The 19,136-nt window shown below is 61.0% G+C and carries 17 protein-coding genes; 6 read left to right on the top strand and 11 right to left on the bottom strand.

Going from position 1 to position 19,136, the window contains the following annotated elements:
- Positions 1-151 precede the first annotated feature (151 nt).
- Positions 152-1,549: a purine-cytosine permease family protein gene (locus ACJ8QF_RS16770; RefSeq protein WP_280631203.1), complete on the top strand. Its 1,398-nt coding sequence runs from the start codon at positions 152-154 to the stop codon at positions 1,547-1,549.
- The gene (locus ACJ8QF_RS16775) at positions 1,546-2,478 is read left to right on the top strand and encodes a PfkB family carbohydrate kinase (RefSeq protein WP_171404413.1); all 933 of its coding nucleotides are present in this window, start codon (positions 1,546-1,548) and stop codon (positions 2,476-2,478) included. The genes ACJ8QF_RS16770 and ACJ8QF_RS16775 overlap by 4 nt, the downstream gene beginning before the upstream one ends.
- 34 nt (positions 2,479-2,512) lie before the next feature.
- Here the strand turns inward: ACJ8QF_RS16775 and ACJ8QF_RS16780 are convergent, their stop codons facing one another.
- Together ACJ8QF_RS16780 and xapA are read right to left on the bottom strand one after the other, a co-directional pair.
- Entirely contained in the window at positions 2,513-3,763 is a 1,251-nt protein-coding gene (locus ACJ8QF_RS16780) for a nucleoside permease (RefSeq protein ID WP_280631202.1), read from the bottom strand.
- Positions 3,764-3,843: 80 nt separating this feature from the next.
- Complete coding sequence (gene xapA, locus ACJ8QF_RS16785; protein ID WP_004937273.1) at positions 3,844-4,665, bottom strand: xanthosine phosphorylase; 822 nt, start codon at positions 4,663-4,665, stop codon at positions 3,844-3,846.
- 137 nt (positions 4,666-4,802) lie between these two features.
- Between xapA and ACJ8QF_RS16790 the strand changes: the two genes are divergently transcribed.
- Complete coding sequence (locus ACJ8QF_RS16790) at positions 4,803-5,714, top strand: LysR family transcriptional regulator (protein WP_004937271.1); 912 nt, start codon at positions 4,803-4,805, stop codon at positions 5,712-5,714.
- 17 nt (positions 5,715-5,731) lie between these two features.
- Here the strand turns inward: ACJ8QF_RS16790 and ftsP are convergent, their stop codons facing one another.
- The 3 genes from ftsP to parC all read right to left on the bottom strand — a co-directional run bounded on the left by ftsP (position 5,732) and on the right by parC (position 10,534).
- Complete coding sequence (ftsP, locus tag ACJ8QF_RS16795) at positions 5,732-7,147, bottom strand: cell division protein FtsP (protein ID WP_004937270.1); 1,416 nt, start codon at positions 7,145-7,147, stop codon at positions 5,732-5,734.
- A 132-nt stretch (positions 7,148-7,279) separates the two neighbouring features.
- On the bottom strand, positions 7,280-8,014 hold the full coding sequence (locus ACJ8QF_RS16800; RefSeq protein WP_004937266.1) for a 1-acylglycerol-3-phosphate O-acyltransferase: 735 nt from the start codon (positions 8,012-8,014) through the stop codon (positions 7,280-7,282).
- A gap of 246 nt (positions 8,015-8,260) precedes the next feature.
- On the bottom strand, positions 8,261-10,534 hold the full coding sequence (gene parC, locus ACJ8QF_RS16805) for a DNA topoisomerase IV subunit A (RefSeq protein WP_015379079.1): 2,274 nt from the start codon (positions 10,532-10,534) through the stop codon (positions 8,261-8,263).
- A gap of 325 nt (positions 10,535-10,859) precedes the next feature.
- Here parC and ACJ8QF_RS16810 point away from each other — a divergent pair, with 325 nt between their 5' ends.
- Both ACJ8QF_RS16810 and ACJ8QF_RS16815 read left to right on the top strand, forming a co-directional pair.
- Positions 10,860-11,441, top strand: a complete 582-nt coding sequence (locus ACJ8QF_RS16810) for an NAD(P)H-dependent oxidoreductase (RefSeq protein WP_131165415.1) — start codon at positions 10,860-10,862, stop codon at positions 11,439-11,441.
- Between the two features lie 33 nt (positions 11,442-11,474).
- Positions 11,475-11,783, top strand: a complete 309-nt coding sequence (locus ACJ8QF_RS16815; protein ID WP_004937258.1) for a putative quinol monooxygenase — start codon at positions 11,475-11,477, stop codon at positions 11,781-11,783.
- An 8-nt stretch (positions 11,784-11,791) separates the two neighbouring features.
- On the opposite strand, the gene ACJ8QF_RS16820 is transcribed toward ACJ8QF_RS16815, so the two are convergent.
- The 6 genes from ACJ8QF_RS16820 to nudF all read right to left on the bottom strand — a co-directional run bounded on the left by ACJ8QF_RS16820 (position 11,792) and on the right by nudF (position 17,209).
- A complete protein-coding gene (locus ACJ8QF_RS16820) occupies positions 11,792-12,688 on the bottom strand; it encodes a LysR substrate-binding domain-containing protein (RefSeq protein ID WP_015379080.1) in 897 nt (298 codons plus the stop codon).
- Between the two features lie 82 nt (positions 12,689-12,770).
- A complete protein-coding gene (parE, locus tag ACJ8QF_RS16825) occupies positions 12,771-14,666 on the bottom strand; it encodes a DNA topoisomerase IV subunit B (protein WP_004937254.1) in 1,896 nt (631 codons plus the stop codon).
- 46 nt (positions 14,667-14,712) lie between these two features.
- Entirely contained in the window at positions 14,713-15,297 is a 585-nt protein-coding gene (gene yqiA / locus ACJ8QF_RS16830; RefSeq protein WP_004937252.1) for an esterase YqiA, read from the bottom strand.
- Entirely contained in the window at positions 15,297-16,124 is an 828-nt protein-coding gene (gene cpdA / locus ACJ8QF_RS16835; RefSeq protein ID WP_004937250.1) for a 3',5'-cyclic-AMP phosphodiesterase, read from the bottom strand. Before cpdA ends, yqiA begins: the two co-directional genes overlap by 1 nt.
- Before the next feature lie 27 nt (positions 16,125-16,151).
- Complete coding sequence (locus ACJ8QF_RS16840; protein WP_004937244.1) at positions 16,152-16,577, bottom strand: DUF1249 family protein; 426 nt, start codon at positions 16,575-16,577, stop codon at positions 16,152-16,154.
- Positions 16,577-17,209 (bottom strand): ADP-ribose diphosphatase, encoded by a 633-nt coding sequence (gene nudF, locus ACJ8QF_RS16845; protein WP_004937242.1) that lies wholly within the window; start codon positions 17,207-17,209, stop codon positions 16,577-16,579. Before nudF ends, ACJ8QF_RS16840 begins: the two co-directional genes overlap by 1 nt.
- A gap of 347 nt (positions 17,210-17,556) precedes the next feature.
- On the opposite strand from nudF, the gene hasF reads away from it, so the two are divergent.
- Positions 17,557-19,056 (top strand): multidrug efflux transporter outer membrane subunit HasF, encoded by a 1,500-nt coding sequence (hasF, locus tag ACJ8QF_RS16850; RefSeq protein WP_049241513.1) that lies wholly within the window; start codon positions 17,557-17,559, stop codon positions 19,054-19,056.
- Positions 19,057-19,136 lie beyond the last annotated feature (80 nt).

Here is a 19,136-nt window from a genome sequence, read left to right on the forward strand (position 1 = left end):
TTGACAGACCCGGCGGCATCAGCCGCTACACACTGCGCGGAATCGGCGTCTTCACCGACAACGGGATAGCCGGCCTCAACCGCGCCAACGGAATCGATTTTCAGTCAACTGCGGCGGCCCTCGCGGCCCTGCGCAACAGGGATCATTTGCTATGACCGATATCAATCGCAATGAAGCATGGAAGGTAGAAAGCACCGGTATCGACCGGGTGCCGGACGCGGAACAGACCGGTAAGCCCATCGAGCTGTTTTGGATCTGGTCGGCGGCCAATATCGGTATTCTCGGCGTGGTGTACGGCGCCATCATCGTCGGCTTCGGCTTATCCTTTCTGCAATCGGTACTCGCCGCGCTGGTCGGCGTCGCCAGCTTCGTGCTGGTCGGCCTCACCAGCTTCGCCGGCAAGCGTGGGCGCACCTCTACGCTGACGCTCTCGCGGGTGATTTTCGGGCTGAAGGGCAACGTGGCGCCCACCCTGTTCAGTTGGATCAACCTGATGGGCTGGGAAGCGGTCAACGTGATCACCGGCACCCTGACGCTGGCGGCGCTGTTCGAGGCCTTCGGACTGGGAACCAGCCACCTGCTGACCGCGCTCAGCCTGCTGCTGTTCGGCGGGCTCACTGTCGTCGTCAGCCTGCTGGGGCAAAATACCGTGGTCTGGATGCAAAGCTGGTTCAGCCGCATCTTTGGCACCATGACGCTGATCGTGGTGCTGTATATCCTGTTCAATACCGAGTGGAGCCAGGTGCTGGCGCTGCCATCCGGCAGCTGGCTGACCGGTTTCCTGCCGGCGGTATCGGTGATCGCCGCCGGCACCGGCATCAGCTGGGCAATCGCCGGCGCCGATTACAGCCGCTATCAAAGCCCGAGCTCGTCGAGCAAAGGCATTTTCGCCGCGGTGATGGGCGGTGCCTGTTTGCCGCTAATGCTGCTGATGCTGGCCGGTATTCTGCTTTCCGTGCAGCTCCCCGATCTGGCCAGCGCCGCCAACCCCATCGCGCTGATAGGCTCGGTGCTGCCCGCCTGGATGGCCATCCCTTATCTGCTGGCCGCCACCGCCGGCATCGTCACCATCGCGGTGCTCAGCCTGTATTCCGCCAGCCTTAACCTGCTGACCATCGGCGTGCAGGTCAAACAGTGGCTGGCGGTATCGATCGACGCCGTGGTGGTGCTGGGCATCGCCCTGTATGTCCTGTTCATCTCCGGCGATTTCATGGGGCCGTTCATCTCCTTCCTGGTGTTCTGCGGGGTGTTCCTGGCGGCCTGGGAGGCGATTTTCCTGCTCGATTACCTGTGCCTGCGCCGCCACCACGGGTATGATGGCAACGCTTTGTACGGCCTGCATGGCCAGAACCGCGGCGTGCGCAAAGCCCCGCTGTTCTGCTGGTTCCTCGGCGCCCTGTGCGGCCTGCTGGTCACCAAAACCGGTTTTATCGACGGCCCGCTGGCCAAAGGCTTGTTCGCCGACTCCAGCCTGGGGCTGTTTGTGTCGTTTGCGGTTAGTCTGATCGCTTACGGTCTGTACCTGGCCCAACGCAGAGAACATCAATGAATGAGTGGGAAGCTGTAACACCTGTCCTGGTGATGGGGGGCGCGGTCGGCGATCTGGTGATGACGCTGCCCCGCCTGCCGACCAGCGGCGAAGATATCGAAGCCCAGCCGCAGGCGCGGCAAATCGGCGGCTGCGCGTTCAACGTAGCGCGCGCGCTGACGCGCCTTGAAGTGCCGGTGATCAACGGTATGCCGGTCGGCAACGGCGAATGGGGCGCGGCGATCGAAGCCGCCATGGGCGAACTGGGGCTGGAGGTGCTGTTGCGCCACGGCCAGATGGACAACGGCTGGTGCCTGGCGCTGGTGGAACCGGACGGCGAACGCACCTTTATCACGGTTTCCGGTTGCGAAAGCCAATGGAATAAAGCGCAGCTGGCGACCCTGCCGCTGACGGAACACACGCTGATCTACGCCAGCGGCTACGAGCTGGCCGGTGAAAACGGCGAAGCGCTGCGCGAGTGGCTGACGCGCATGCCGTTCGACCAACCGCGCCTGATCGATCCCGGCCCGCGCGTCGCCCAGCTCAGCGAAGATTTCTTCGCCATGCTCAGCGACAGCCACACCCTGCTGACGCTTAACCGCGACGAAGTGGCCACGCTGTGCGGCGCCGGCGACGCCGTGGAGGCCGCACAGCGCTATGCCGCCGCGCGTAATCTGACGCTGATTTGCCGCCTGGATCGCGACGGCGCATGGATCTGCGACGGCCGTACGCCGCCGCTGCACGTTCCGGCCTATCCGGTAGAGGTCGTTGACACCATCGGCGCGGGCGATGCCCACTGCGCCGGTTTGCTGGCGGGCCTGTCCGCCGGCTGGCCGCTGCCGCAGGCGGTCGATCTGGCCAACCGGGTCGCCGCTTGCGTGGTGGCCAGCCTCGGGGCCGCCAATCCGCCGGACCAGCAGCAGCTGCAGCAGCGCTTCCCGCAGGCCTGACGTTTCAGGGCGCAGCAAAGCCGCGCCCTCTGCCTCACTGCGCCGCCGCCGCGTTCTCCTGCGGCAGGTGGCGATAGTTGAAGCTCAACGCGAACACAATCCCCAGCACCAGCGTATACAGCGCAAACACCAGCCAGATGCTCTGCCAGTCTTTCACGCCGTCATGGCTGAAGAAGTCCACCACCTCACCGCTGACGAGCGCCCCCAGATAGGCGCCCAAACCGTTCACCATGGTCATGAACAGCCCCTGCGCGCTGGCGCGGATGCGGTGATCGGCCTCCTTCTCGACGAAGATGGCGCCGGAGATATTAAAGAAGTCGAACGCACAGCCGTAGACAATCATCGACAGCAACAGCAGCACGAAACCAAAGCCGACCGGCGTGCCGTACGCCAGGAATAGAAAGCGCAGCGTCCAGGCCGCCATGCTGATCAGCATCACCTGCTTGATGCCGTAACGGCGCAGGAAGAAGGGTATGGTGAGGATAAAGAACACTTCAGAGATCTGCGAGAGCGACAGCAGCACCGCCGGATACCGGACGCTGAGGCTGTCCTGATACAGCGGATTGAGCGACAGATCGTGCAGGAACGGGTTGCCGAAGGTATTGGTTATCTGCAGCGCCGCGCCAAGCAACATGGCGAACAGGAAAAACAGCGCCATGCGCCGCTGGCGGAACAACACCAGCGCATCCAGCCCCAACACGCTCACCCAGCTCTTCGACTCGGCCGCGCGGTTGGTCGGGCAGCGCGGCAGCGTCAGCGAATAGGCGGACAGCAGCAGCGACGCTGCAGAAGCCAGATACAGCTGCAGGTTGCTGAGCTCGATGCGGCTGAAACCGACCAACCACATCGCCAGAATGAACCCCACGGTGCCGTACACCCGCACCGGCGGAAAGTCCCTCACCGTGTCAAAACCGTGCTTTTCGAGGCAAAAATAGGAAATGGCGTTGGAGAGCGCGATGGTCGGCATATAGACCATGGCATTGAACAGCATCACCCAGAACATCAGCATCGGTTGCTCGACCTGCGCTGCGCAGTACAGCGCCAGCGCCCCGAGCAGGTGGCAAAGCGCATACAGATAGTTGGCCTTCATCCACCGGTCGGCGATGATGCCCGCCAGGCCCGGCATGATCAGCGCGGCGATGCCTTTGGCGCTGTAAACCATCCCCACCTGCATGCCGCTGAAATGCAGCGTGTTGATCATGTAGGAGCCCAGCGTCACCAGCCAGGCGCCCCAGATAAAGAACTGCAGGAAAATCATGACTTTTAATCGTGTTTTTATCGCCATCGCCATCACCTTGTTATTATGCTTTCAACGATGATTGGTGCGGCGGGCCCCTGCAGCCCGCCGCCGGTTTGCTTACGGTGTCACAGCGTTTTGAACAGCTCGCGGATCAGGCGCATGAAATCGTCCGCCGCCAGCGCCGCGCAGCTGAGCGTTTGTTCGTGAGAAAGAGGCGTATCCGACAGCCCTTCGGCGTAGTTGGTCATCGCGGACACCACCAGCACCTTGAGGCCACAGTGGCGCGCCGTCAGGACTTCCGGCACGATCGACATGCCCACCACGTCGCAGCCCAGGGTCTGCATCATGCGGATCTCCGCCGGCGTTTCGAAGTTCGGCCCGGTGTAGGCGGCGAATACCCCTTCCGCCAGCGGGATGCCCGCGCTTTCGGCCACCGCCGCCAGCCGGGCGCGCAGATCGCGATCGTAGGCGTTCGCCAGGCTGAAGAAGCGCGGCCCGAAGCGATCGTCGTTGGCGCCGACCAGCGGTGATTCCGGCATGAAATTGATGTGATCGGTAATGGCCACCAGGCTGCCCGGCGCCACCGAACGGCGCAGCGAACCGGCGGCATTGGTCGCCAGCAGGAATTCGCAACCCAGCAGTTTGAAGGTGCGCACTGCGGTGGTCATCACCTGCATGCCACGCCCTTCATAGAAATGACCGCGCCCTTTCATGCACAATACCGGCACGCCCTCCAGCTTGCCGGCGACCAGTTGCCCGGCGTGGCCGGCGACGCCGCTCACCGGGAAGCCCGGCAGCTCCGCGTAATCGAGGGTGACGGTTTCGGTCATCACCTCCGCCAGGGCGCCGAGCCCGGAGCCGAGAATCAAGGCCGCTTTCGGCTGGAAACCCGGCAGGCGTGCGCGGACGACATCGGCGCAGGTAAAAGCATCTTCTTGATTAAACATCGTATTCTCTCTTTCAGCGGGGGATAATAAGCCCCATAGTAGAGAGCGAGGCGCGGCCGAGACCAATACATTCTTGGCGGCCGATTTATTCCATTTACCTATAAGTTGAGCTGCGTCACAAGGAGGCGATACCCCGGATGAACCCGCCCCAAGCCCTGCCCGATCCCGGCCGGATTAACTTCCGCCTGCTGCACTATTTCCGCGTGGTGGCGGAAGAGATGAACTTCACCCAGGCGGCGCGGCGGCTGAATATGTCACAGCCGCCGCTCAGCAAACACATCAAAGAGCTGGAGAGTCAGCTTGGCGTCGTGCTGTTCAAACGCACCACCCGCTCCATGACGCTGACGCCGGCCGGGCGCACGCTGCTGCGCAACGTCGAGCGGCTGCTGGATCAGGCCGACAGCGCGTTGCATCAGGTGCAACAGATGGGGCGTGGCGAAGGCGGCCACATGGTGGTCGGCATGGTCGGCACTTCGGCCTGGGGCGGCCTGATCGCGGCGCTGCGGCGGTTCAGCGACCTGAGCGCCGGCGTCACCTGGTCGTTGAACGAGCTGACGCCCAGCCAGCAAATCGCCGCGCTGCAAAAGCGGCATATCGACATCGGGGTCTGGCGAGAGGCGCAGCAGCAGACGCTGCCGGGGTTGACCTGCCAACGGTTGGCAAGCGAAAGCATCGCCGTGGTGCTGCCGCTCGATCATCCGCTGGCGCAGCAGGAAAATATCCCGCTGGCGGCGCTGCAGAACGACAGCTTCATCGTGCTGCCGCCGCATGAGGCCAGCCTGGGGCTGTATCTGCACAATCTGTGTCTGCAGCAGGGATTTCTGCCGGACGTCGCTTATCAGGTCAATGAACCGCAGACCCTGCTGGCGCTGGTGGCGGAAGGCTGCGGCATCACGCTGCTGCCGGACAGCTACGGCCGCATCCCGTGGCCCGGCGTACGCTTTTGCTCGCTGCAACAGGCGCCGCCGGCGGATTTATACGCGGTGTATCGCGCCGACAGCGTCACGCCGGTGGTGCAGGCCTTCCTGGAAATGCTGCGGGCGCCGTAAGCGGCCCACAGCGCAGATTACATCGTCGGCTGCACCATCAGCTGGCCGGCGGTGCCGCGATCGGCCATCTCCAGCGTCTGGCTGTAATACAGGAACGGGAAGTGTTCGGAGGTAGGTTGGTTGAAATACACCAGCAGCTCGACGTCGCCATCGACCCAGACGGTGTCCTTCCAGCCGCGATCTTCCGCCATCGGCTGCGCGCCGTTGACGCGTTTGATCAGGAACTGCACGCCCTGAATATGGAACGCCTGCGGCGTATCCGCGTGAATGTTCCAGCGTTCCCAGGTGCCTTGCTGCGCCTGTACGTCGATGCGGTTCATGTCCCAAATCGCGCCGTTGATGCCGACGCCGCCGTCGCCCAGGCGGAAGTCGCGGGTGCGGCTGGCGCTGCCGTCCAACAGCTGATCCGCCAGCAGGCGCATCGGCAGGTTGTCGGTCACCAGTGGCAGCAGGCCGGTCGGGCGCAGCGTCAGCACCTGGGTGGACACCAGAATGCTCGACGGCTCGAACAGGCCGCGCAGGCGATCCATGATGCCCGCCGCTTCACCGGCGGTGATGGTCACCTCCTCGCCCTTCGACATGTCGATCAGCACTTCCCGGCGTTCGCCAGGCGCCAACGACAGCTGCTGCACCGCGACCGGCGCAGGCAGGAAGCCCTGATCGCTGGCAATCACGTTGAACGGCCGCCCGTCGCTGAGCTGCAGGGTATAGCGGCGCGCGTTGGAGGCGTTAAGCAGGCGCAGACGCACCCAGCCGCGCGACACGTCGACATACGGGTTTTGCACGCCGTTGACCAACAGCGTATCGCCGACGAAACCGCCCTGCGACGGTGCATCGTATTGCGGTGTGCCGAAGTTATCGAAGCGTTTGTCCTGAATGATCAGCGGGAAATCGTCGACGCCGTAGTGGTTGGGCAGCGGCAGCGCTTTGCTGACGGCATCTTCCACCAGCCACAGCCCGGCCAGCCCGTTGTAAACGTGCGGCGCCATACGGTTCGGCGTGTTGGCGTGGTACCAGCAGGTGGCCGCCGCCTGACGAATGGGCAGCACCGGCGACCAGTCGACGTTAGGCGACATCATGCGTGGCGCGCCGCCCATCAGCGTGCCTGGCACCTGCAGACCGCTGACGGTCATCGCTACCGGCTCCTGCAGGCGGTTGCTGTAGATCAGTTTGACGTCGTCACCGCTGTAAACCCGCACCGTCGGCCCCAGGTACATGCCGTTGATGCCCCACACCGCCGCTTTACGGTTATCCATAAACGCCCAATGGGCGCGCTGCAAGGTCAGGAACAGCGGCTGACCGCGGCGAGACTCCAGCAGCGGGGGAATGGGTAACGGGGTCTGCGTTCCGCTCGCCTCAGCCCTCAGCGGCACGGCGCCCGCGCACAGCGCCAGGCCCGATGCCTGTAAAAACTGACGTCGACTGAGTGACATATTTTCTCCATGAAAAGCAATAACTAAACCGTGTGCAAAACCCAAACGCCCGCCAATCAAGATTAGCAGGCGTTCAGGCGTTAACGGCGCTGAACGCCAATTAAAATCCTATTCTTTGAAGCCGGTAGACTCTTATTTTTTGGCGGCGTTGCGCTGGGCGACTTCGGCGTCCAATTCGGCGATTTTCGCCTCCATCAGCTCGCGGCAATGGGCCGCCAGCTCGCGCACGTTTTCTTTGCCGTATTTGCTGGTATCCACCGGCGCCAACATCTCGACGATCACATGACCGTTATTCCAGCGATTAAGATTTATATTACCGCTGGTGGTCGATACGCAGATCGGCACAATCGGCACGCCGGCGGCAATGGCCGCGTGGAAGGCGCCGGTTTTAAACGGCATCAGCCCACGACCGCGGCTGCGGGTCCCTTCCGGGAACATCCAGATCGAAATATCTTTCTTTTTGAACTGCTCCGCCACCTGGGCGATGGTGCCGTGCGCCTTGGCGCGATTATCACGATCTATCAGCAGATTACCGGTCAGCCAATACAGCGGGCCGAAAAACGGGATCCACACCAGACTTTTTTTACCGACGGTCACGGTGCGCGGCTGCACGATATTGGAGGCCGTCACCATGTCGTAGTTATTTTGGTGGTTGGCGATATAGATGCAGTTGCCATTGTTGGCCGCATCGGCCGGCACGCGGGTTTCAACCTTGATGCCGAACAGCGTCGACAGGCGGCCGAAAAGATGGCCGAAGGTCGCCACATGGCGAGGGTTGCGCGGGCTGAACAAGCAATAAACAGAACCGAAAATACACACCAGAATACAGAAAAGAGTGGCGAGAACGGCACGCAAAATCAATAACATAACAACCTCATTAGCACACTGCCAACGCAGTTTACTTCGCTGCGCAGATTCCTTTACTCATTATTTGCCGGCCAGGCGGTAAGCACGCCGATGTCGCCTGCATTTCTCGCTATTTTCCTGCCAGGCGGCAGTACGCACAATAATTTTATGCGCAGAAATGTTAACTATTTGGAAAATAAACGCCAGCAAAAATAAATAAGGCGGCCACAGCTCGCTGCGACCGCCCGTTAACGCCGGCGCCAACGCTTACTCTTCGCTGTCGCCACCCGACGCCCGCACCGGCGCATCCACTTCGACGCGATCGATGCGCTGCAGGCCGCGCGGCAGCTGGGTGCCCTTACGGCCGCGCTCCGCACGGAACTTCTGCAGATCTTCCGGACGCAGCGTCAGCTTGCGTTTGCCGACGTGCAGCGTGACGGAGGCCTGCGGCGGCAGCACGAACAGCCAGGCCAGCTTGTCTTCACCGGCGGCGGCCTGCGCCGCCGGAATGGAGACGATCTTGTTGCCCTTGCCCTTCGACAGCTGCGGCAGATCGGCGACCGGGAACATCAGCATGCGCCCGGCGGCGGTGATCGACAGCAGCATATCGTCTGCGCCGTGAATTTCCATCGGCGGCAGCGCTCTGGCGTTGTCCGGCAGCGTGATCATCACCTTGCCGGCGCGGTTGCGCGCCACCAGATCGTTGAAGGTACAAACGAAACCGTAACCGGCGTCGGACGCCATCAGCAGTTTTTGATCGTCGGCCGCCATCAGCACCTGCTCAATGGTGGCGCCCGGCGGCGGCGTCAGCTTGCCGGTCAGCGGCTCGCCCTGCCCGCGCGCCGAAGGCAGCGTCATCGGATCGAGCGCATAGCTGCGCCCGGTAGAGTCGATAAACACCACCGGCTGGTTGCTCTTGCCGCGCGCCGCGCCGCGGAAGCTGTCGCCGGCCTTGTAGCTCAACCCTGCCGGATCGATGTCGTGGCCCTTGGCGCTGCGCACCCAGCCCATTTCCGACAGCACGATGGTCACCGGCTCGGACGGCACGAAGTCGTGCTCGCTCATCGCCTTGGCTTCCGCACGCTCGGTCAGCGGCGAACGGCGATCGTCGCCGTAGGTTTGCGCGTCGGCCTGGATCTCTTTCTTAATCAGCGTATTCAGCTTGCGCTCGGACGCCAGCAGCGCCTGAAGTTGATCGCGCTCTTTTGCCAGCTCGTCCTGCTCACCGCGGATCTTGACCTCTTCCAGCTTGGCCAGGTGACGCAGTTTCAGCTCGAGGATCGCTTCCGCCTGGGTATCGGAGATGCCGAAACGCTGCATCAGCACCGGCTTCGGCTCATCCTCGCTGCGGATGATGTGGATCACCTCGTCGATATTGAGGAACGCCACCAGCAAACCTTCGAGGATATGCAAACGCTTGAGCACCTTCTCGAGGCGGTAGTTCAGGCGGCGGCGCACCGTATCGCGACGATAGGCCAGCCATTCGGTGAGGATCTCCACCAGCCCTTTGACCTGCGGGCGGTTGTCCAGACCGATCATGTTCATGTTGATGCGGTAGCTGCGTTCCAGATCGGTGGTGGCGAACAGGTGATTCATCACCTGCTCCAGATCGATGCGGTTGGAACGTGGCACGATCACCAGACGCGTCGGGTTTTCGTGGTCGGATTCATCGCGCAGATCCTCGACCATCGGCAGCTTCTTGGCGCGCATCTGGCTGGCGATCTGCTCCAGCACCTTGGCGCCGGAGACCTGATGCGGCAAGGCGGTGATCACCGCGCTGCCGTCCTCTTTCTTCCACACGGCGCGCATGCGCACCGAGCCGCGGCCGCTCTGGTAAATTTTGCGAATTTCATCACGCGGGGTAATGATCTCGGCTTCGGTCGGGAAGTCCGGCCCCTGCACGAACTCGAGCAGGTCATCGAGCGAGGCGCCCGGCTTGTCGAGCAGCGCCACCGCCGCAGCGGCGACTTCGCGCACGTTGTGCGGCGGAATGTCGGTCGCCATGCCGACCGCGATGCCGGTGGTGCCGTTCAGCAGGATGTTCGGCAGACGCGCCGGCAGCATCTTCGGCTCTTGCAGCGTGCCGTCAAAGTTCGGGATCCAGTCGACCGTGCCCTGGCCCAGTTCAGCCAGTAAGACCTCGGCGTATTTGGACAGGCGCGATTCGGTATAACGCATCGCCGCGAACGACTTGGGATCGTCCGGCGCACCCCAGTTCCCCTGGCCGTCCACCAGCGGATAGCGATACGAGAACGGCTGCGCCATCAGCACCATGGCTTCATAACACGCGCTGTCGCCGTGCGGGTGATACTTACCCAGCACGTCGCCCACGGTGCGGGCGGATTTCTTGAATTTGGCGCTGTTGGTCAGCCCCAGCTCAGACATGGCGTAGATGATGCGGCGTTGTACCGGCTTCAAACCGTCGCCAATGTACGGCAACGCCCGATCCATGATGACGTACATGGAATAGTTCAGATAGGCGTTTTCAGTGAATGTGTGCAGCGGTAAACGCTCTACACCGTCATGAGTCAGATCACTCATTACTCAATTATCCTCAGACCGTGGCTTGGCAATCCCTTGGACGACAAAAGGCATCGCTTGTCGATTCTGCCCGCGATAGTAACCCATCTGCGGGGTAGCTGTCACAGTTGGCGCAAGGATCGCCGGCGACGGCCGATTGCGCGATGCGGTTTATGCAAAATTTAGCTACCTGGCGGCCTCTTTATTGACTAGCAGTCAACACTGTTGTGCGCTGGATCGCATTTTTACTTGCCTGACTCACGATTACACTCGTCACCAGCGAGATGGTTTCCGCCTTTTCCGCGGGAAGCATGCCATATCTTAACACTGACGGGAGCCGCGAAAGATGAGCAATATCCTGATTATCAACGCTAAAAAACAATTCGGCCATTCCAACGGCGAACTCAACCAAACCCTGAGCGACGTGGCGGAAAGCTTCCTGCGCGATCTGCAGCACGATGTGCAGGTCACCGTGGTCGACGACGGCTATGACATCGAAGCCGAAGTACAGAAATACCTGTGGGCCGACGCGGTCATCTATCAGATGCCGGGCTGGTGGATGGGCGAACCTTGGATCCTGAAAAAATACATCGATGAAGTGTTCACCGCCGGTCACGGCAGCCTGTATGCCAACGACGGTCGCTCTCGTTCTGACGAAAGCAAAAAATATGGCTCCGGCGGCCTGATCCAGGGCAAAAAATACCTGCTGAGCCTGACCTGGAACGCCCCGATGGAGGCCTTCACCGATCCCGATCAGTTCTTCCACGGCGTCGGCGTCGACGGCGTTTACCTGCACTTCCACAAGGCCAACCAGTTCCTGGGAATGGAAGCGCTGCCGACCTTTATCTGCAATAACGTGATAAAACAACCGGATATCGAAGCGGACATCGCACGTTATCGCGAGCATTTGACGAAAATTTTTGCTTAACTGACGCAGAACATTCTCATCAACGAGGCAGACATGATCACCGTAATCGCAGAAATCAAAGTGAAACCCGGCCACCGCGCCACCGTACTGCAAGCCATTGAAAAACTGGTGCCGCTGGTGCTGGCGGAAGACGGCTGCGGCGAATATACGCCGATGGTCGACAGCAATACCCAGGCCCCCTGGCAGAAACGGTCGCCGGATTCAGTGTTCATGCTGGAGAAATGGGAAAGCATGGCGCATCTGGAAAAACACCTGGCCATTGAGCACATGCTCAAACACCGCGAGACTATCAAGGACAGCGTGCTGGACACCGAGATCTACATCCTGGAAAACGCCCTGTAAGCTCCGCCTTATAACGTCTGCGCGTCGATGTGCGCGCTGACGTAGTCAAGAAAACAGGTGATGCGCGCCGCCAATTGCGTATTGCGGTAATACACCGCGTTGATCGGCTGGCGCACGTCCAGCGTCTCCTGCTCCAGCAACGTCACCAACTTGCCGGCTTCCCGATCGCGACGGGTCATAAAGTCCGCCAGCTGTACGATCCCCTCGCCCTGCAGCGCCAATTGCCGCAGCGTTTCACCGCTGGACGCAGAGATCGTCGGCGTGATGGCGAAATGCGGCGCCTGGCGATAGCGCAACGGCCACTGGTTCAGCGACTCCGGCTGGGTAAAACCGAGCAGACAATGCCGATGCAACTCCTCCACGCTCTGTGGCGTGCCGTGCTGCTGCAGATAAGCCGGGCTGGCGAGGATGCGCAGCCGGCTGGCTCCCAGCGCGCGCGCATGAATGGTCGAATCACGCAACGCCCCGATGCGAATGGCAATATCCGTGCGTTTTTCCAGCAGATCGATAATCAGGTTGTCGGTGTTCAGCTCGAGCGAAATTTGCGGATAACGTTCTCTGAATCCCGCCACCAGCGGCACGATGACGTGCTCCATAAAAGGTGCGGCCGCATTGATCCGCAGCCGCCCGGCGGGCATTTGCCGGCGCACCGCCATTTGCTCTTCGGCATTTTCCACCGAGCTGATGATCGTACGCGCATGGTTCAGGAAGCTCAGCCCCTCTTCGGTCAGCTCCAAACGACGCGTCGTGCGGCGCATCAGGGTGGTATCGAGCTTATTCTCCAGGCGGCTGAGCGCGCGGCTGATGCCGGATGTTGTCTGGCCGAGCCGATCGGCGGCGGCGGTGATAGAACCGCTGTCGACCACCGAGGTGAACGCCAGCAATTCTTCGAGCGTGATCTTCATGCATTCCGGCCCAGGTTATCGGGCGCCGCATGAACGCCCTGCGGGAAAGCCGGCCCGGCGTTTCGCCGGGCCAGGGTCAGGCTCAGACCGCCAATTCGGCCATGTCGCCCTTGTCTTGCAGCCAGTTGCGGCGATCTTCCGAACGCTTCTTGGCCAACAGCATGTCCATCACCGCCAGCGTCTGATCGACGTCATCTTCCGCCACCGTCAGTTGCACCAGACGGCGGGTGTTCGGATCGAGGGTGGTTTCGCGCAGCTGCAGCGGGTTCATCTCGCCCAGCCCTTTAAAGCGCTGCACATTCGGCTTGCCCTTCTTGCGCTTCAGCTGTTCCAGCACGCCGGCTTTCTCTTCTTCATCCAGCGCGTAGAACACTTCTTTACCGAGATCGATGCGATACAGCGGCGGCATAGCGACATAGACGTGGCCACCTTTCACCAGCGAACGGAAGTGGCGCACGAACAGCGCGCACAGCAGCGTGGCGATATGCAGGCCGTCAGAGTCCGCATCCGCCAGGATGCAGATTTTGCCGTAGCGCAATTGGCTGAGATCTTCGCTGTCCGGATCGATGCCGATCGCCACGGAAATGTCGTGCACTTCCTGCGAGGCCAGCACTTCGTCCGAGGACACTTCCCAGGTATTCAGGATCTTGCCCTTCAGCGGCATGATCGCCTGATATTCACGATCGCGCGCCTGCTTGGCCGATCCGCCCGCCGAATCCCCTTCCACCAGGAACAGTTCGGTCATGGCCAGATCCTGCGAGGTGCAGTCCGCCAGTTTGCCCGGCAGCGCCGGCCCGCTGGTCAGCTTCTTGCGCACCACTTTCTTGGCGGCGCGCAGGCGGCGCTGGGCGCTGGAGATCGCCAGCTCGGCCAGCTGTTCCGCCGCCTGAACGTTCTGGTTCAGCCACAGGCTGAAGGCGTCTTTCACCACGCCGGAAACGAAGGCCGCGCACTGACGCGAGGAGAGACGCTCTTTGGTCTGCCCGGCGAACTGCGGATCCTGCATCTTCACCGACAGCACGTAGGCGCAGCGATCCCAGATATCCTCCGCCGACAGCTTCACGCCACGCGGCAGAATATTGCGGAATTCGCAGAACTCGCGCATCGCGTCCAGCAGCCCCTGACGCAGGCCGTTGACGTGGGTGCCGCCCTGCATGGTCGGGATCAGGTTGACGTAGCTTTCGGTCAGCAGCTCGCCGCCTTCCGGCAGCCACAGCAGCGCCCAGTCCACCGCTTCGGTGTCACCGGCGAAGTTGCCGACGAACGGCGCTTCCGGCAGGGTAATCAGGCCGTTAACCGCTTCCATCAGGTAGTCGGTCAGGCCGTCTTGGTAGCACCAGCGCTGCTCGGTGTTGTTCACCTTATCGATGAAATAGATCTCGACGCCGGGACACAGCACCGCTTTGGCCTTCAGCAGGTGAGTCAGGCGCGATACCGAGAAACGCGGGCTGTCGAAGAACTGTTCGTCGGGCCAGAAGTGCACGCTGGTGCCGGTGTTGCGTTTGCCGCAGGTGCCGGTCACCGTCAGATCTTGCACTTTGTCGCCGTTTTCGAAGGCGATGCTGTAAACGTTGCCGTCGCGGCGCACGTTGACTTCCACCCGCTTCGACAGGGCGTTGACCACCGAGATGCCCACGCCGTGCAGGCCGCCGGAGAACTGGTAGTTTTTATTCGAGAATTTACCGCCGGCGTGCAGCCGGCACAGGATCAACTCAACTGCCGGCACGCCCTCTTCCGGGTGGATGTCCACCGGCATGCCGCGGCCGTCGTCGATCACTTCCAGCGACTGATCGGCGTGCAGGATCACGTCGATGCGCTTGGCGTGGCCGGCCAAAGCTTCGTCGACGCTGTTATCGATCACCTCTTGGCCGAGGTGGTTTGGGCGCGTCGTGTCGGTATACATGCCGGGACGACGGCGCACTGGTTCTAGACCGCTGAGTACTTCAATGGCATCAGCGTTATAGCTGGATTGAGTCATCGTTGATTATTTTTTCGTGGTTAAAGGGAGGTGCCGGAACGGCCCGTCAGACCGCGTTTAGCCCTAAAAAATCCACAATCTGGGGGAAGTAGTGCTCGAAACCGACGAAGGCGTGGTTTCCACCCGACTCCACCGTTTGCCGACACGCGGTGTAATACGCCACTGCCTGGCCGTAATCGAGAATTTCATCGCCCGTTTGCTGCAGCAGCCAGATTAAATCCGGCGACTCCAAAGGATCGATCTGCATCACTTTCAGATCGTAAACGTGCCGAGACTCTAACACATATTGCTGGCCGGTGTAGGGGTTCTCGTTGGCGCCGAGATAGTCGACCAGCAGCTCAAACGGCTTGACCGCCGGGTTGACCACCACCGCCGGCAGGGAAAAACACTGCGACAGCCAGGTGGCGTAATAGCCGCCCAGCGATGAGCCGACCAGCCCGAGCGTTTGCCCGGCGCGTTCCAGCACCAGATTTTCCAGCATCTCGGCGGCCTCCGCCGGAAAGGCCGGCAGCTGCGGCACCAACATCTCGATAGCGGGATGGTGTTCGGCCAGCCAGGCCTTGAAGGCCACCGCCTTGGCCGACTGCGGCGAGCTGTTGAAACCGTGCAGGTAGAGCAGTGTCGAAGGCATCAGTATCCATCCGAGTCCATATCGGGGCGGAAATCGTCGTTTTCCAGGCGGAACACCTGCGTCTCGACGCGACCATCCGGCAGCAGATCGAGGTAGCGCCAGCCGGGGGAGACGTCGTCGATGGTGAAGTTCGTGCAGTGCGGCTTGAATTGCACGCAGGTAGACGGCGTCGCCAACAGGCGCCGCCCCTGCCATTCCAGATCCAGATCCTGGTGAATGTGCCCGCACACCACGGTATTCACTTTCGGATAACGCAGCAGGATCGCGCCCAGCATATGCGGGTTGCGCAGGCTGTGCTGATCGAGCCAGGTACAGCCGGAAGGCAGCGGATGATGGTGCAGCAGCAACAGCGTATAGCGCTCGGGGTGAGCCTGCAGGCAGCGCTCCATCCACTCCAGCTGGTATTCGCTCAATTCGCCGTGCGGCACGCCGAACACCTGGCTGTCCAGCATCAGCACTTGCCAGTTATCGCCCAGTAGCACCTGTTTGGAAGGCGCGATACCCGCGGCGGCCAATGCGTCGACCATCGCCGGTTGAAAATCGTGGTTGCCCGGCAGCCACACGCAGGGGGCCGGCAGTTGCGCGATGCCGGCGGCGAAGTGGCGGTACGCCTCTTGCGAATGATCCTGCGCCAAATCTCCCGTGGCGACGATCAAATCGACGTCGCGGCGCTGCGCCTGGATGGCGTCCAGCACCGCGTGATAGCTGCGATAGGTATTGATGCCGAGCAACGTCTCGTGTTCGCCGGCAAAAAGGTGGGTATCTGTTATTTGTAGAATCCTGACCGCGGCCCCACTCGCCACGGGCAGTTTAAACAGGCTTTCCAAATGGTGTCCTTTGTTATTTCAGTCTGTCTAACAAACCGGAACCGCCATCGCTCCATGCGCCAAACAGTAGCGCAGCCAATCAGCAAGAAACTGGTTAATTTGATGCTTTTCGTCGCGTTGATGCAACTTTTTATTAGGATAATCATAACGCGCTTTAAAGCGGTAGATCTGCTGACTGGAACACACTTCCGCAACCATGGCGTCATGGTACAACCGCACCGTCATCGCGGGCAGGCTCCAGTAGCTGACCGCCGGAAAGATCTGCTCGATCTCCACCAGCGACGTGTAACGCGTGGACTCAACGATGGTCAAACGATAGCCGGCGCCGTTCACCTGATAAGTCACCGTTTCGCCCGCTTCGTCGTTGCGCGGCAGCAAGCGGCGCAATTGCGCGAAGTTGGTTTCGCACAATCTCATCATTTCGGGGAAATCAGGGGTATAGCGCTGTTTCATTAGTTGGCCCACTCTTTTCTCAACGATTCATGGTGCAACGCCAGCCATTGCAATGCAATCACTGATGCGGCGTTATCGATCGCGCCTTCCTCAACCCAGCGGTAAGCCTGTTCGCGGCTGACCACATGAACGCGGATATCTTCATGTTCTTCCGCCAGGCCGTGGATGCCCTCGGCGGTGCCGGCGTCCACTTCGCCGACCATGATCGACAAACGTTCGCTGGTGCCGCCGGGGCTGGCCAGATAGCTCAGCACCGGTTTGCAGCGCCCGACCACCACGCCGGCCTCTTCCTGCGCTTCGCGGCGGCACACGTCCTCGACGCTTTCACCGGTTTCGATCATACCCGCCACCATTTCCAGCAGCCAGGGCGAATTACTGGTATCGACCGCGGCGATGCGCAGTTGTTCAATCAGCACAACCTCGTCGCGCACCGGATCGTAGGGCAGCAGCACCGCCGCATGGCCGCGTTCGAAAATTTCACGCGTGATTTCAGGGCTCATTTCGCCATTGAACAACCGATGGCGAAACCGGTATAAATTGAGTGAAAAAAAACCACGGTACAGCGTCTCGCGTGCAATAATTTCTACATCTTTTTTATCGAAAGTAACGGGCGACGGCTGCGAACGGTTCATGCGCGAATTCTCCTGCTTGAGTATGCCGATAAAATAAACGGTTTTGATGACAGAAACAGCGGGACTCTCCGCCGCGGCTTTATGTTAGGCTGTTTTTCGCCGCCGGATGCGGCACGTTTGTGCGCTCGCAGGTAATAGCGGGAAACAATCCGGATTGTCAGCCATAATATCAGCTGCAGTCGACCCGGGCAGTACGCCAAGGTAAATGGGCGGTCTGAAAGGTAAAAGTTACGTGAGATGGCACATTCAGCCACCTGATGCGTACCTCAGACTCTGCTAGAATCGGCAACTATTTCGTCTATCGTCAGCGCTAACATAGCAATATTGCTGCACAACAAGGAATGCAAATGAAGAAACTGCTCCCCCTTCTTATCGGACTGAGCCTGGGCGGCTTCAGTGCAATGAGCCAGGCAGAGAACCTGCTGCAGGTCTACAAACAGGCCAGGGAAAGTAACCCGGATCTGCGCAAAAGTGCAGCTGACCGCGACGCCGCATTCGAAAAGATCAATGAAGCGCGCAGCCCGTTGCTGCCGCAGCTCGGCCTGACCGCCGGTTACAACTACACCAGCGGATATCGAGACAGCCGCGACACCCATAGCGATAGCACAAGCGGGTCGCTGGCGCTGACGCAAACCATCTTCGACATGTCGAAATGGCGCCAGCTGACGCTGCAGGAAAAGACCGCCGGCATCTCCGACGTCACCTTCCAGACCGCTGAGCAACAGCTTATTCTCAACACGGCGACCGCTTACTTCAACGTGCTGAAAGCGATCGATACGCTGTCCTATACCCAGGCGCAGAAAGACGCGGTGTATCGCACGCTGGATCAAACCACCCAGCGCTTCAACGTGGGCCTGGTGGCGATCACCGACGTGCAGAACGCCCGCTCGAACTACGACACCGTGCTGGCGGCGGAAGTCTCTGCCCGCAACGATCTGGACAACGCGCTGGAAACGCTGCGTCAGGTCACCGGCACCTTCTACCCCGAACTGGCCTCGCTGAACACCGATCGCTTCAGCACCCAGCGCCCGGAAGCGGTGAACAACCTGCTGAAAGAAGCGGAAGCGCGCAACCTGAGCCTGCTGTCCGCCCGTCTGAGCCAGGATCTGGCGCGCGAACAGATCCGCGCCGCGCAGACCGGCTATATGCCGACAGTGGACTTCAGCGCCTCAACGGCGATCTCCAACAATAATTACGGCGGCTCACGCAACACCACGCGCGACGCAGACCTCGGTGAAAACAAAGTGGGTCTGAGCTTCAACCTGCCGCTGTACAGCGGCGGCGCGACCAATTCGCAGGTGAAACAAGCGCAGTACGGCTTCGTCGGCGCCAGCGAACAGTTGGAAAGCTCACACCGCAGCGTGGTGCAGACCGTTCGTTCGTCGTTCAACAACGTTAACGCTTCGATCAGCAGCATCAACGCCTACAAACAGGCGGTGATCTCCGCGCAAAGCTCCCTGGACGCGATGGAAGCCGGTTATCAGGTCGGTACCCGCACCATCGTCGACGTGCTGGACGCCACCACCACGCTGTATAACGCCAAACGTCAGCTGTCCGACGCGCGTTATACCTATTTGATCAACCAGCTGAACATCAAGTCGGCGCTCGGCACGCTGAACCAGAACGATCTGCTGCTGTTGAACGGCGCGTTGGGCAAACCGGTATCGACCGCGCCTGACGCCGTCGCGCCGCAGAATCGCGCGCAGGACGCCTATGCAGACGGCTATCAGGACAATGCGCCGATGCAACAGACCGCGGCGCCGGTACCGGCGGCCACTCGCGCATCCGCGCCGGCCGTTACCACCAGCCAACCGGCTCGCAACAGCGGCAACCCATTCCGCAACTGATGCGCGCACGCGGATAAACACGGGGTTCGGCCTGCGCCGCGCCCCGTTTTTTTTGCCTCGATTTCACCACTTCTGCCCGC

Source organism: Serratia sp. CY81684 (genome assembly GCF_052166595.1).
Lineage (GTDB): Bacteria > Pseudomonadota > Gammaproteobacteria > Enterobacterales > Enterobacteriaceae > Serratia > Serratia nematodiphila.